Below are 14,238 nucleotides of genomic sequence, written 5' to 3'. Positions count from 1 at the left end.
TATGATTTAAATTACAAATTTAGTACAATATGAAGTCAGATTAATTACCATTGAAAAAGTGGTTTTTCTCTAAAAAAGTTTTCCGTGGGTATACTAATTACATAAAATATAACATTTTGCTTCTTACATATTATTAAAAAGTAGGTGATTAAATGTTAAGTTATATTTCAAAAAAGGTTGATGAATTAGAGGCGGAATTGGAAGTGTAAAAAATAAGAATGAAAGGAGAGATAAAGTAATGCCTCTCCTTAAACTATGTTTATAAAAAACCATAATATGCTGTATTGAATTTACAGAGACTAACAATAGCTTTATAACCAAATGTTATGTATTAAAAATTGTCAACAATATTAAAGTTATCTCTCACTAACTCCATAAACAAAGACATTGCAGGACTAATCCATTTATTCTTATGATAAGCGCATATTGCTGTAATCTTGCTATCAGAGCAGCCTACCTTAAGTTCTTTCAACTTACCACTTTCAAGTTCTTCTTCTACTGTAAAACGTGGCAAGAAAGAGATTCCTAAATTACTTGCAACACATTTTTTTATGGCTTCAATACTCCAAAGTTCAATTGTGTTATTTAATTTTATATTGTTGTCATGAAAGTAACTTTCAAGTATTTTTCGATAAATAGATTCAACTTCATTAATAATAAGACTTGTATTTATTTCTTGGTTTGGTTTGCAAAGATCTAATTTATCTTGCTGAAACAAAGGTGAACATACTAAAGCCAAATTGAAATCTGCCAATTGAATAGTAGTCAAATTATCATTTTGAGTGACCACATTGTACATTAAGCCAATGTCTACTTCACCCATTGATAAGATATTTCTTATAGCAAAACAATTAAGTGTAATGATAGAAAGTTTTACATTAGGAGCTTTTTCTTTAAATAAGGCGAGCACCTTCTGTAATTTATAAGACATCAAGGATTCTGGAACTGCAATCTTCAATTCTCCAGTAATCTTATCACCATACTTACCAATACTCTCTATTTTTTTTACCATATCAAGTAATTCATTTGCATAAGGTATCAATTCTTTTCCTAAGGACGTTAACACCATATTACGGCCGATTTTTTCAAATAGTTTGATTGAGAGCTCCTGTTCTAATTGTTGAATTTGAGATGTAACAGTAGACTGAGTGTATCCCAGTTTCACTGCGGCATTTGAAAAATTACCTTCTTCTATAATACTTTTAAATGTTTTAAAGTGTCTAATATCCATTTGTTTCACTCCAATCTCTATATTAAAATGATATATTGATAAAAATGAATTGTCAATTCGAATATATCAATTTTACAAATATATAGTTGTTTGATAGTATAAGTTTATGGAAGGGGTGTATAAGAAATGAATTTATTGGCAGAACAAATAAAAAATACAGCACTTAGCATGGGATATGAAAAGTGCGGCATTATTAAAATATCTGATATGTCCGGCTATGAGGAAAAACTAAATGAAAGAATTGAGCGTATTCCAGCTACTAAGCCATATTATGAAGGATTTTATCCTTTTGCCCACTTGCAAGATACATATCCTTGGGCAAAATCAATTGTTATCTGTGCAAGACAATACGGAAAATATCATATTCCTGACCACTTGGAAGGTTTGATTGCTAAATATTATTTAGTAGATAGCAGAAGAGATGAGAACTCCGAAGATTTTCAAGACAGTTTGAAATTTGAAGCATATATGCAAGAACTGGGGATTAAAACCGCTACCGAAAGAAAATTTGGAATTACTGCGCTGCGATGGGCCGCATTAAAAGCTGGACTTGGAATAGTACGTAAAAATAATTTCTTCTATACGGACTCCGGTTCATGGGTGCATTTAGAGGCATGGCTCATAGATAAAGAGCTGGAATCTGTTGAGATACCAAAGTTGAAGAAATGTCCTGAAAAATGTAACCTGTGTATTAAATCCTGTCCAACATCTTCTTTATCTGAGCCTTATACTATGAACCGCTCCTCATGTGTCTCTTGTCTTACCACCTTTGAAGGTTGGGATTTGCCACATGAAAAATTTAATGATGAGATGGGTGGTTGGGTCTTTGGGTGCGATGTTTGTCAAAATGTTTGCCCTATGAACAAAGGAGCTTGGAATGCTACAGAAGAATTCCCTGGTTTATCTGAATTAAGTAAGCATATATCCCTAGAAAAAATCCTTAAAATGGACTATACATTTTTAGAGAATGTAATGCAACCTAAGTTTTGGTATATAGAAAAACATAATGTTTGGAGATGGAAGACTAATGCTATCAACGCAATGGTGAATGACTATAAGGAACAGTATAGGGAATATATTTTTTATGCCTGTAAGGATAGTAATGCAAAGGTAAGAGAAATGGCGGAGTGGGCAATTCAAAAACTGAATCTGCTTCCTCATAAACCAGGGACAAGTTAAGTTAATTCAAACCAACGTCACCTGAGAATATCATGTGAGTATTAATAACTGAAGGGTTGCTTTCATTTATCTCAAAAACACGAGCACCCCTTTGCAGTTTAGGATTACCATAAGTTGCATAGCCTGTATTTCCTGCATAACCAAGCAATACACCATCAAGGATAGCCGTGTAGGTGTTACTATGATCATGACCAACAAAAATGCCCTTGACATCACCTGTGTTGACAATAGCATGGAACATGCCGGTATTGATTAAAGAGGCACCTTCATGCTCAAGTCGTAGGCCATCGACATAGCCCGTTTTATATGCAGTATGGAATTCCTGAAGCGGTATATGAAAAAACATTATAGCAGGTATTACTTTTTTATACTGCTTTTTAAGTTTCTTTGCTATAGTTTTATACCAGCAAATTTCCGAACAGGTTATATAGTCATAGATGCCTAAGGTGCAATATTTTCCTGAATCTAGCAAATAAATATTAAATTCTGGAGCCTGCGAGGATGCCCCTTGTATAAGTAAATTATAGTTTCCTATTCTGCTTCCTGTCTTAAAGCCAATTTGACTGATGTTATAATTAAAGGTCATGTAAAAATTCATCATCTCTTCTTTGCTCATCATTAAATGCTCATCATCGTGATTTCCAAAGACAATAGCCCACGGAATATTTCTCGCTTCCATAGGTCCTGCAATATTAGTTATTGCCTTTTTAACATCTGCTGTTGTTTTACACTTTCCATCGATGTTATCTCCTGTTAAAACCACAAGATTGGGTTTTTCTTTGTCCAAAATTCTGCTCATGAGCTCAAGAGTTCGTGGATCTGTATCAGGACCATCCTGAATATCAGCAAACTGAACAATTTTAAATTTTCCTGATGTGTCAAACTTTAAAGGATGCTTGGGCAGCGGTGAATTGTTTCTATAGATTATTTTAAAGAGAACATTGCAGTGGACTAATGATAGTAGGTTAGTTATTAATTTGGGTGGATTGGGTTTCATTTATTATCACCTTCTAGTAACTTTGTAGCTATTGAGCTTTCAATTCAATATATGCTGTTTGATTTGAAATGGTATCATTAATCGAAAAAGCAATAGATGTCTTAGTAAGGGCACTTGATTCAAAGGATATACAAGGCAACCATTTTTTATGAAAATAGTTGCCTAAAGAAAGTAGGTAGTTTACATATTTACATGCGTACCCTTATACAAAACTGGTATTGCCGCTGCTATAAGGATCATACCCATAAAAGCGGGTGCAGCATGTCCAAGTGATACATAGATTTGACCTCCAATGATAGGCCCAATCATTCTTGCTAAAGCCTGAATAGATTGGCTACCTCCTTGAATCCTTCCTTGTTCACTAGAATCGACAGACTTGGAGAGCATCCCATTGAATGAAGGCCCAAAAATCGAATCACCAAAACCAAATATAAACATTCCAGCGATAAGAATAGGATAGAATGAGAACAAAGCTGATGCTGCAATAAGACTGTAGCCTAAAATCTCCGAAACCATTCCAAGAATTGCTATTTGTGCATCACTAAGTTTTATCAAAAGCTTTGGCATTATGAAACCTTGTGAAATGATGTCTTGGAAGCCCATAATTGAAAACATAAGTCCGATTAGTGCAGGTTTCCAACTGAAAGTATCCATTGTAAATTGTGAAAAAACTGCCTGTAAAGATCCGTTTGGTATCCAAAGTAAGAACGCTGAGACAAGTAACCTTTTTAAGTTTTTCATGGAAAGTACGTTTGCAAGCTGTGTAAATGGATTCAGTCTTACAAAGGTAATCTCTTTCAGTCTATTATTCTTGGCAAGGCTCTCAGGCATAAAAAAGATTCCATAAACAACATTCAATAAAGTTATTATTGCTCCAAAATACATGGGTACAGAATAACCAAACTTGGCAAGTAATCCGCCTAGAGTTGGACCAATGATGGTGCCTACACCTACAACCGCACTCACCCATCCAAAGTATTTGGTTCGCTGCTTAGGAGGAATGATGTCTGCAAAATATGCGAAGATAGTGCTTATAGTTCCGCCTGTTATACCATCTATTATGCGTCCAGCAAATAGTACCCATAGAGCTCCTCCTATGCCAAAAACTAAGTACCCGATTGAGGAACCCAAAAGGCATACTAAGAGTACTGGACGACGGCCATATTTGTCGCTCAAAGCACCAAGTCCAGGGGCCGCAAAAAACACGCAGACTGCATAAACAGAGGTCAGCAGCGTAACAACTATAGCTTGTTCTCCCGGATTGCTTGTATAAGGCTGTACTAAGAATGGGACAACAGGTGCTATGATACTGAAGCCTATTCCGCAAAGAAACACGGAGATAAGACCGAATATTAAAGCGTGTTTATCTACGGTTTGTTCTGTGTTCTGTTCATTGAGTGATTTAAATATGAACATTTAAATTCTCCTCTTAAAAGTTATGATTTCGCTTCCTTGGAAGCAAAATCATCGTATCATTATTTTGCTTCCTTGTCAACAAAATAATAACAATAAAAATGCAGCCTGTTCTCAATAGAGTTGGCTGCCTGTGGTTTCATTTTCATTATTCAAATTTATTCCGACTTAATATCTACACCCAGTTTCTTTATTTCTGCATCCAAATGACTACTATACTTTTCTACGAAGCTAAGCATACTGTCAAATTGTTCCTCGGTTACCTGCTCAAATACGGCTTTATCCCGCTCTTGAAACTCTTTGTGCAGTTCCTCATGGATTTTATAAATTATTTTCCCTTGCGAAGTCAAGCGAAAATAGATTTCTTTCTTGTTATTCGGCTTCTGGTAGCTTTCGATAATGCCTTTTTTTATGAGCTTCTTAGTTAATTTAGTTATGGCACCGGTAGTCATATAAAAGGACTCCGCAAGTTTTGTCACGTTGGAATCTACATTTTTTCCAATGTATTCGATGCAATGTACTTCAGAAGACTTATAACCTTTAAGACTGTCTTCCATCTTAAGCTTATTAAGCCAAGCCATCTTGTTGTATAAGTCCCTGAAACCCATTATGACCTGTTCTTCTTTGTTCATGGCCTGTCCTCCCAACCGTTGATGCATTAACAATAGTATATTAAATTTTTGTTTCTATTTCAACAATGTTAAAAAATTATTTTAGGAATTGAGCTATACGTGAAAAAAGAGAGTCTAAAGGCAACCATTTTTTATGAAAATAGTTGCCTTGTTATTTAATGTTCCATTAGGTCACTTAAAGACACCTCTTGTTCACTTTTAGGGTTGTTTAGAGGATGTATTTTAGCAGTCCCTTCATTGTCGTTTACACTTTCGATGTAAATTCGTGTTCCATTATGTGTTACATCAGCCATAATTGTTGATGAAGCAATTTCTTTTGCACGTATTGTATTCATGATAATAACCTCCACTTATTATTTTTTAGACAATCATAATTTTTACATTAAACTAATAAAATATTCTTATGAAATTTAAATACAAATATAAATAGCAATAATATATTATTACTGGTATAATTAATTAGTCTTTATTAAGGTATTTAATAAAGACTAATCAAAATATGAAAAGAGAGTATGTTTATGATAAAAGAAAGTTTAGAGAAGAAGGTAAACAAATTAGATGGAGACATTGAAGCTTTAAGAAGAGCAAAGTATTACTTATCCAATAAAGAAGAAATTAATGAAATTATTGATGTTTTAAATAAGGAAAGACAAATTTATTCAGATGAAATTTATCTTGGGGATGGAAAAGCGTATACAGAATGTTTAGAAGCAATACTAGAATTAGTAAATAAAGAGTTAGGTAAGGATGAGCAAATTGAATTGCTAGAGGTTATAAAAGAACAGCATGGTAGAAAATCTCCTAACATAAGTAAAAAAAGTTATGGACTTAATGCATGGCTTAAATTTTTAGATGTGGAATGCCAGTGGATTGATAATGAAGGTAGTGAATGGTCAACATTAATTATAACTGGATTTACGCCTCGTATACAGAATTAGAAGTAGGATAACCGGTTTTAAAAATGTCTTAAAATTTTTATTAGCACCAGCAAATGTTGGTGCATTTTTATATTTAGAAAGAGTAGTGGATTTCAAAGGGTGTGCTTCGCCTCCACCATACATAAACTATAATTTTGATACAATAGAAAATCCTTATTATAATTTTTTATATTATAAATGATGAATTAAATAGAGAAGTAGTAGGGGATAAGAGCTATGATGCATTTTTAAATTTAAAGGATGTAAATTATGTTCCTCTAAAATCTATGCTCTCATGTTATATTATGTTAAGTATTAAAAAGAACATAGATGTCAGCCTAATAGTTATAGGAGAGGTAAAAGAATCTCATATATCTGAATTGGAGTTTTCTAGAGTTATAGGAATAATACTAGAAAATGCATTAGAAGAAGCTTTGGCAAATGAGGATAAGAGAGTGGAGATTTATGTAGAGGTAATTGATGATGACTTAAATATTACAGTTGCAAATACTTTTAAGGGTCGAAAAATAAACTTAACTGAAATTTACTGTAGTTGTTACTCGTGGTAGGCAGTTAGGATGGGTAAGTCCTACTATTCTTTCATTAATAGCTGCTTTTGTAGTTCTATTTGCTTTATTCCTATTTATAGAGCGTAGAAATACTGCTCCATTAGTTGATTTATCATTATTCAGCAGCAAAGGCTATAATGCAGCTGTAACTTCAAATTTCTTACTTAATATGTGCGCAGGATGTCTATTTATACTAACGCCTTATGTTCAAACAGCACGTGGATTAAGTTCATTCCAAAGTGGACTGTTAACAATTGGTTATTTAGTTGCTATAGTGTCAACAATTCGTGTAGGCGAAAAAGTGATGCTTAAGATAGGAGCACGTTTGCCAATGGCCATAGGTGCTTTAATGGCTGCGGTTGTTAGTACCTAAGAGAAAGATAAACAAAGGGAATATGGAAAAGAAGGCTGCCTAGTATTATTTTTCAAGCTTAGAGCCCTATGTTTTCTAGTTATATAAGAGTGTCAATATATGAAAAAGAAAGGAGTTTGTTAAAATGTCAAATATATTAGAAAAGGCTAAGTCTATTGAAGAGTACGTAATAAATTTCAGAAGGGATTTACATGAGAATACTTTCCACACCATGAGAAATTCAAGATTGATGAAGATTACCTAAAGTATGGAACAGCATTACATGTACAATTTGCTTTGGATTTTTTAAATCAATAATGACCTATTAAGCTTGGTTTAGAGTAAGCTGAATATATTATAATATTGATACAAATGAAAACAAAGCCTCAATAGTACATAACTGTATTATTAGGGCTTTGTGATATTATTAATTTCCTAAATTCTTAAAAGTGCTACTATCACAACAAAGACCACAACTACATCTGGTATCACCAAATTTTAGAGAATAGGCTTGTGAAAGCTCGATATTCGCTTTAACTACATTTTCGCTAAAATTCTCATTAGCTTCCGATATATTTTTTAGAGCATTAGCTTTTTCTTGAGTATCTATTACAGCTCCAACTGGAATATAACTTTTAGCAGGAATTCGTACTCCATTTGTTACAATAGCTCCTAAATCAATATAACAACCGTCTTCTACAATGGAATTGAAAACAATAGCATTAAATCCGACAAAAGTATTATTTCCAACAATGCATGGTCCATGAATTAAAGCTCCATGAGCAGCACTAACTTCATTTCCTATATAGATAGAATATTGTTTGTCATTCACAGTAAATCTCATATTTTTTAAACCATGTAAAATTACTCCATCCTGTATATTAGTTTTATTTCCAATATGAAATGGTGTGCCCTCATCAGCTCTAATTGTAACATTACATCCAATGAATACTTCTTTGTTTATTCGGACATCTCCAATAATGCTGGAAAAAGGACCGATAAAAGCAGTTTTATCAATAGTAGGATATGTGCTAATAGGATTAAAAGACGTAGGAGGATTACTTGTAACAAAATATGAATACATATTAGTTGGTCCTACAGGATTATACCTCATAATTTTATATTTATTCATAGTATATCTCCTAATAATTTATTATTATGTAGTAATATTATTAAGTCAGGTTAGCACTTTTTTATTGATTAAATAGCAATACTATATTCTATGAATCAGTATTGATTATGTTGTATAATTAAGTGAACAATTTTAATTTTGGTATATCTCTATTTATTTTTATAAGTTCATAAAAAATATACTTTATGCTTTTTTTCCAACCTTGTGTAGAATAATTGCTAGGATTTGAGTTGCCATTCCAAAAGTGCAAACTCCATACCATCCAAAATGAGAATAGCTATAGGAACCTAAAAAGGAACCTAGCGCTCCTCCGAGAAAGAAGCTGACCATATAGATAGTATTAAGTCTATTACGTGTTTTTTCATTTAAGGAATGTACTCTTGCTTGATTAGAAACATTACAGGATTGCACTCCTAAATCTAGAAGAATAATTCCTAAAATAAGTCCCCAAATTTTAAAGCCAAATAGAAAGAAGATTAAATAAGCAATTATAACTACGATTATACATATGCCAATAGCAAATCTTGAACCTCTTTTGTCAGCTACTTTTCCAACTACTGGGGCAGCAAGAGCACCGCTAATACCAACTAATCCAAGCAAACCTGCTGCTTCAGCTCCCATATTGTAATGAGAACTTTCAAGTAAAAATATGAGGGCTGTCCAAAAGGCACTAAAAGCTGAAAACATTAAAGCACCATTAATAGAGGCTTCTCTTAAAATTGGTTCAGTTTTTATTAAATATATCATTGATTTTAACAGCTCGGTATATTTAATGTCAGATATAGGTGCGCATAAGGGCAGCAACTTCCTAAGAATAAGCATGAGAGCAAACATTATAATTGCTGCAATAAGATAAACTGTTCTCCAGCCAAAGTAGCCGCCTAAGATGCCGCTGATTGTACGAGAAAGTAATATTCCAATTAACAAGCCGCTCATTATTGTACCAATAGTTTGTCCTCTTTGCTGTGGATTTGATAGTTGTGCTGCTAAAGGGATAATAAGCTGAGGAATAATAGAAGTAAATCCAATAGCAAAGGAAGAAATTATAAGAACATGTATATTTGAAGAGAAGAACATACTCATAAGTGAGATTATTGAACATAAAAGCATTATTACAATCAATTTTCTCTTTTCTTTTATATCTCCCAAAGGTAATATAAATATCATTCCAATTGCATAGCCTATTTGTGTAAGCATAGCTGCAAAGCCTATGCTCAATTCGTTGACATGAAAGGTTTTGGCAATATCAGCTAAGAGGGGCTGGATATAATATAAATTTGCTACAGTAAGCCCACAAGCTATGGACATAACTAAAATTAATAAATTAGTCAATATAGGTTTAGCTTCAAGATTATTTATTGATGAATTTGTCTTTATAACAGCATTATTTGAAGGATACATTTATAAATCACTCCCTTAGACTTTAATAATATATTTTATCGAATAAAATTAGCAAAGATCTTTTCTTCTCTTTTTAATTCCTCAACAACTATTTTTATTCCATGATAAGTATTACCCTCCTTATTAGGACTTCCGTTAAAAACTATAACTTTCATTAATTTTTCCTCCTCATATATTTAATAATATTTACACACTTTACTAATATAGTAGATATTGATTTAACTGGGGGTAGTTCTTGTACCAATTAGGTATCTCGGTAATTCAAGCTTTCACTAATTAAGTGAATTAATAAACTGAACGTTTAGTTTATAAATATATAATATACTAAACGTTCAGTTTTGTAAATGGTTTTTTGTCTTTAAAATGAAAAAATATATAGTATAATATACGTATAGTTTATTAATTATATTGTTATAGATTAAATACAATGGAGGTAATTATGATGGAGAAAAAATTGGGACGTCCACGTAGCGAAAAAACAAAGCAGGCCATTCTTTCCGCTGCATATGATTTATTGCTTGAAAGTGGTTTTGGAGCTGTTACAATTGAAAAGATTGCTGAAAGAGCTGGAGTTAGTAAAGCTACTATTTACAAATGGTGGTCCAACAAAGCTGCTGTTGTTATGGATGCTTTTTTTGATGCTGCTGTTGTGAGACTTCCAATACCTGATACAGGATCAACTATTAATGATATGATAATTCAAGTAAATAATTTAGCAAAATTTTTAATTAGTCGAGAGGGGAAGGTAATTAATGAGATAATAGCAGAAGGTCAATCTGATCAAAAGCTAGCCGAAACCTATCGCGAAATATATTTTAAGCCTCGCAGACTTGATTCACGACATATTTTAGAGCGTGGAATTTCAAGAGGAGAACTAAAGGAAGATTTGGATATAGAATTAGTTACGGATTTAATTTTTGGTCCATTGTTTTATAGATTATTAATAACAGGGGACGTGGTAGACGAGGCTTTTATAAAAAATATAATAAATTATGCATTTAAAGGTATAGAGTAGAAGTGAATTGGAAGGGAAAGAAATAAATATGAAAACTTTGATGGAGGGAAAAATGGATACTTTTGTTGGTTACTGTGAGGTTGAACTTATTGATGATTACATGGGCGTAGCATTTCCGATGGCTATCATGTATCCGACATGCACTCCTGGAAAAACAGAAAAACTGGGGCCCTACAGCATGAATGTCTCAATAAATTCCGAGCCCAAAGAAGGTGTATTCCCCTTAATATTAATATCTCACGGTAGCGGTGGGGGACATTTGCTGTATCGAACGCTTGCTCATCATTTGGCTTGCAATGGCTTTATAGTCGGCATGCCTGAACACCCATTTAATAATAGGAACAACAACTCATTGGAGGGAACTGTAAAAAATTTAATTAATAGACCACGTCATCTTTGTACTGCTATCGATTGGTTTTTCGATAGCAAAAAATTTGGAGAGTTATTAAAACCTGATTCTGTTTCTATAATAGGACATTCTATGGGTGGGTATACAGCGTTAGCAGTGGCAGGAGGCTTGCCAACTTCATTCCCTCATGAGTCGCCAGAAGGACAACCTCAGCAAATCAGTGTAATGCATGATAATAGAGTTAAAGCACTGGTTTTGTTGGCTCCAGCATCAGTTTGGTTTATGGAGAAAGGAGCGCTGAACGGAGTTAATATTCCTATATTAATGTTAACTGCGGAAAAAGATGAATATACTCCCAATTTTCATGCTCAAATTATTTTGGATGGAGTTCATGATAACAAGAAGATTATATACAGAAATGTGAAAAATGCTGGACATTTCTCATTTTTAAGTCCGTTTCCAAAATCTATGACTAAGGTGGAATTTCTTCCTTCTCAAGATCCATCTGGTTTTAATCGTGAGGATTTTCATCATGAGATGAATACAAAGATTTTAGATTTTTTATTGCGTGAATTATAGTTAAAGAGAAAATAGACATATTATGATAACAATGCGACATAATTATTGAAATTGAAAATACGAACGATGCTCTTTGAAAATTAAATAATGCGGTGTTAAAAATTCTTATGTTTTCTATAAAACTGTGGAAATGTATAGATATCATGGTATGATTTTTATAAGGATTAAATCATGATTGTTAGATAATGAGCATTAAATAGGTTTTTTATTTGTTATATGTATGGTAATGAATTAATCCTACATAATTGTGCAGGAATAGTCGGATAGACAAATATAATTTCTGATATTCTATTGATGAGAGAGGAGGACACAAAATGGATTCGCTGAAAAGAATGAATGATGCAATAAATTATATTGAAGAGAATCTTGATGGTGAAATTGATTTTAAAGAAGTAGCAAGGTTGGCATTTTGCTCAGAATATCATTTTCAAAGAATGTTTTCTTTCCTTGCAGGTGTTTCACTGTCCGAGTACATTCGTCACAGACGTCTTACTATTGCAGCCTTTGAACTTAATAATAGTAATATAAGGATAATTGATTTAGCTGTTAAGTATGGATACAAGTCACCAGATTCTTTTACAAGAGCATTTCAAAGTTTGCATGGGATAACACCATCAGAGGCTCGGTGCAATAGTAAATCATTAAAAGCCTATCCACGAATGACTTTTCAATTATCAATTAAAGGAGGAAATGAAATGAACTATAGAATTGAAGAAAAAGAAGCATTTCGCATAATTGGCATTAAGAAAAGAGTACCTATAATTTTCAATGGAGTAAATCCAGAAATTGCTGCAATGTGGGAAAGTTTAACATTTGAAACTATTAATAAACTCAAAAAACTATCTAATATAGAGCCAATGGGACTAATAAGTGCGTCTGTAAACTTTTCAGAAGGACGAATGGAGGAAAAAGGAGAACTTGACCATTATATAGGTGTAGCAACAACAAAGGAGTGTCCAGATAATATATCACAACTTGAAGTTTCTCCTACAACATGGGCTGTATTTGAAGCTGTAGGTCCGTTTCCAGATACTCTGCAAAATGTTTGGGGACGCATCTACTCTGAATGGTTTCCATCTTCAAACTATGAACAAACAAAAGGACCAGAAATCTTATGGAACGAGAATAAAGATGTAACTTCACCAACTTTTAAAAGCGAAATATGGATACCGGTTATAAAAAAGCAATAATAATTAAGAAACATTATTCTTATTTAGTGTAGTAATTGAAAAAACGAATAATTTTAGAATTCGATTTTTTAAAACAGCTAAAGGATAAGAAATAACTTTTCAAATTCCAATTTGTCTTACTAAACAAAATGAACATAATGTGTAGTTGAGTTGATGCGTATATTTCATATTATTATAGCAATAAATAGTCCTACACTCTTGATTAAAAGAGTGTAGGACTATTTATTGCTATAATAAAATTCCTTTATTTATACTAGAAGAATTTATATAATTATATTAATACATAAAGTTACATTCATAAAAAAATACAACATAAATAGAAATATGCTCTTGAAAATAGAATAATAAATCATAAATTAAAAAATAAGGATTATTTAAGGAGTGATTCTATGAAGAAATGTATTGTAATAATGGGATAGTCACAAAAACAACATAATACAAAGGAGAGAGTTAAACATGACTATTCCAAATTCAAACAAAATATATCCAAGAAGTAATGATTACCAAACTATATATCTTAAAGATGCAATTACAAGAGATAATATAAAAGTTGGAGATTATACAATATATAATGACTTTTACAATGACCCAAGAGATTTTGAAAAAAATAATGTACTATATCAGTATCCTATAAACAATGATAAATTAATAATTGGGAAGTTTTGTTCAATTGCATGTAAAGCAAAGTTTCTCATGACCAGTGGAAATCACACAATGAAATCACTATCTACTTATACATTTCCAATATTTTATGAGGAATGGGGTTTAGACGTCAGCCATATAACAGATGCTTGGGATAATAAGGGAGATATTGTAATTGGAAATGATGTGTGGATAGGTTATGACGCTATAATTATGTCAGGTGTGAAAATTGGTGATGGTGCAATTGTTGGAATCAGAGCAATAGTTACTAATGATGTTCCACCTTATACTATTGTTGGAGGCATACCTGCAAAAGTTATAAAGAAAAGGTTTAGTGATGATGTAATTTTTAAATTGCTAAAAATTAAGTGGTGGGATTGGCCATACGAAAAAATTCAAGCAAATATTAAATACATTCAATCAGGAAATATTGATAAATTAGTTTAATGTTTTGTGACTAATTTTTCTTATTTTGTAATTCAAACAAACCTGCATCTACTTTTAGATACAGGTTCTTTACCCGATGACTTACCCGCTCTAATACTCCCATCGCACTCTGTGAAAGCGATTCGCACCAAATCGGAGATTTTGGGCTCTCTGCTTGCACTCTGTGAAAGCAATTCGCACCAAATCGAAGATT

Annotated in this window: 15 protein-coding genes and 1 pseudogene; 8 read left to right on the top strand and 8 right to left on the bottom strand. The window is 32.6% G+C overall.

Annotation, left to right across the window (positions count from 1 at the left end; genetic code table 11):
- Positions 1 to 331: 331 nt before the first annotated feature.
- A complete protein-coding gene (locus tag I6U51_RS11165; RefSeq protein WP_211142728.1) occupies positions 332 to 1,231 on the bottom strand; it encodes a LysR family transcriptional regulator in 900 nt (299 codons plus the stop codon).
- 126 nt (positions 1,232 to 1,357) lie between these two features.
- Between I6U51_RS11165 and I6U51_RS11160 the strand changes: the two genes are divergently transcribed.
- On the top strand, positions 1,358 to 2,410 hold the full coding sequence (locus tag I6U51_RS11160) for an epoxyqueuosine reductase (protein ID WP_211142727.1): 1,053 nt from the start codon (positions 1,358 to 1,360) through the stop codon (positions 2,408 to 2,410).
- A 1-nt stretch (position 2,411) separates the two neighbouring features.
- Here I6U51_RS11160 and I6U51_RS11155 read toward each other — a convergent pair whose 3' ends face one another.
- The 4 genes from I6U51_RS11155 to I6U51_RS11140 form a co-directional block, all read right to left on the bottom strand.
- Positions 2,412 to 3,407 carry a metallophosphoesterase family protein gene (locus I6U51_RS11155; RefSeq protein ID WP_211142726.1) on the bottom strand — a complete coding sequence of 332 codons (996 nt, stop codon included), beginning with the start codon at positions 3,405 to 3,407 and terminating at the stop codon, positions 2,412 to 2,414.
- Between the two features lie 180 nt (positions 3,408 to 3,587).
- Positions 3,588 to 4,823, bottom strand: a complete 1,236-nt coding sequence (locus tag I6U51_RS11150; RefSeq protein WP_211142725.1) for an MFS transporter — start codon at positions 4,821 to 4,823, stop codon at positions 3,588 to 3,590.
- Between the two features lie 155 nt (positions 4,824 to 4,978).
- Complete coding sequence (locus tag I6U51_RS11145) at positions 4,979 to 5,452, bottom strand: MarR family transcriptional regulator (RefSeq protein ID WP_211142724.1); 474 nt, start codon at positions 5,450 to 5,452, stop codon at positions 4,979 to 4,981.
- A 155-nt stretch (positions 5,453 to 5,607) separates the two neighbouring features.
- On the bottom strand, positions 5,608 to 5,787 hold the full coding sequence (locus I6U51_RS11140; RefSeq protein ID WP_211142723.1) for an H-type small acid-soluble spore protein: 180 nt from the start codon (positions 5,785 to 5,787) through the stop codon (positions 5,608 to 5,610).
- Between the two features lie 183 nt (positions 5,788 to 5,970).
- Between I6U51_RS11140 and I6U51_RS11135 the strand changes: the two genes are divergently transcribed.
- The 3 genes from I6U51_RS11135 to I6U51_RS24740 all read left to right on the top strand — a co-directional run bounded on the left by I6U51_RS11135 (position 5,971) and on the right by I6U51_RS24740 (position 7,311).
- Complete coding sequence (locus I6U51_RS11135) at positions 5,971 to 6,390, top strand: hypothetical protein (RefSeq protein WP_211142722.1); 420 nt, start codon at positions 5,971 to 5,973, stop codon at positions 6,388 to 6,390.
- 284 nt (positions 6,391 to 6,674) lie between these two features.
- Positions 6,675 to 6,938 carry a GHKL domain-containing protein gene (locus tag I6U51_RS11130; RefSeq protein ID WP_246517272.1) on the top strand — a complete coding sequence of 88 codons (264 nt, stop codon included), beginning with the start codon at positions 6,675 to 6,677 and terminating at the stop codon, positions 6,936 to 6,938.
- A 169-nt stretch (positions 6,939 to 7,107) separates the two neighbouring features.
- On the top strand, positions 7,108 to 7,311 hold the full coding sequence (locus I6U51_RS24740) for a hypothetical protein (RefSeq protein ID WP_246517270.1): 204 nt from the start codon (positions 7,108 to 7,110) through the stop codon (positions 7,309 to 7,311).
- A gap of 406 nt (positions 7,312 to 7,717) precedes the next feature.
- Here the strand turns inward: I6U51_RS24740 and I6U51_RS11120 are convergent, their stop codons facing one another.
- The 3 genes and pseudogenes from I6U51_RS11120 to I6U51_RS11110 all read right to left on the bottom strand — a co-directional run.
- A complete protein-coding gene (locus tag I6U51_RS11120; protein WP_211142721.1) occupies positions 7,718 to 8,422 on the bottom strand; it encodes an LbetaH domain-containing protein in 705 nt (234 codons plus the stop codon).
- A 183-nt stretch (positions 8,423 to 8,605) separates the two neighbouring features.
- Entirely contained in the window at positions 8,606 to 9,823 is a 1,218-nt protein-coding gene (locus tag I6U51_RS11115) for an MFS transporter (protein WP_211142720.1), read from the bottom strand.
- Between the two features lie 65 nt (positions 9,824 to 9,888).
- A pseudogene (locus tag I6U51_RS11110) lies at positions 9,889 to 9,978 on the bottom strand (flavodoxin family protein); the annotation flags it as partial.
- Positions 9,979 to 10,265: 287 nt separating this feature from the next.
- Between I6U51_RS11110 and I6U51_RS11105 the strand changes: the two are divergent.
- The 4 genes from I6U51_RS11105 (at position 10,266) to I6U51_RS11090 (ending at position 14,045) form a co-directional block, all read left to right on the top strand.
- Positions 10,266 to 10,838, top strand: a complete 573-nt coding sequence (locus I6U51_RS11105) for a TetR/AcrR family transcriptional regulator (protein WP_211142719.1) — start codon at positions 10,266 to 10,268, stop codon at positions 10,836 to 10,838.
- A gap of 52 nt (positions 10,839 to 10,890) precedes the next feature.
- A complete protein-coding gene (locus I6U51_RS11100; RefSeq protein ID WP_246517269.1) occupies positions 10,891 to 11,766 on the top strand; it encodes an alpha/beta hydrolase family protein in 876 nt (291 codons plus the stop codon).
- A gap of 314 nt (positions 11,767 to 12,080) precedes the next feature.
- Positions 12,081 to 12,956: an AraC family transcriptional regulator gene (locus I6U51_RS11095; RefSeq protein ID WP_211142718.1), complete on the top strand. Its 876-nt coding sequence runs from the start codon at positions 12,081 to 12,083 to the stop codon at positions 12,954 to 12,956.
- A 456-nt stretch (positions 12,957 to 13,412) separates the two neighbouring features.
- Positions 13,413 to 14,045, top strand: coding sequence for a CatB-related O-acetyltransferase (locus I6U51_RS11090; RefSeq protein ID WP_211142717.1), 633 nt, complete (start codon positions 13,413 to 13,415; stop codon positions 14,043 to 14,045).
- Positions 14,046 to 14,238: the final 193 nt, after the last annotated feature.

The organism is Clostridium aciditolerans (assembly GCF_016316925.1).
In the GTDB taxonomy this organism is placed as follows: Bacteria; Bacillota; Clostridia; order Clostridiales; family Clostridiaceae; genus Clostridium_AM; species Clostridium_AM aciditolerans.
This window is presented reverse-complemented; position numbering and strand designations above follow the sequence as displayed.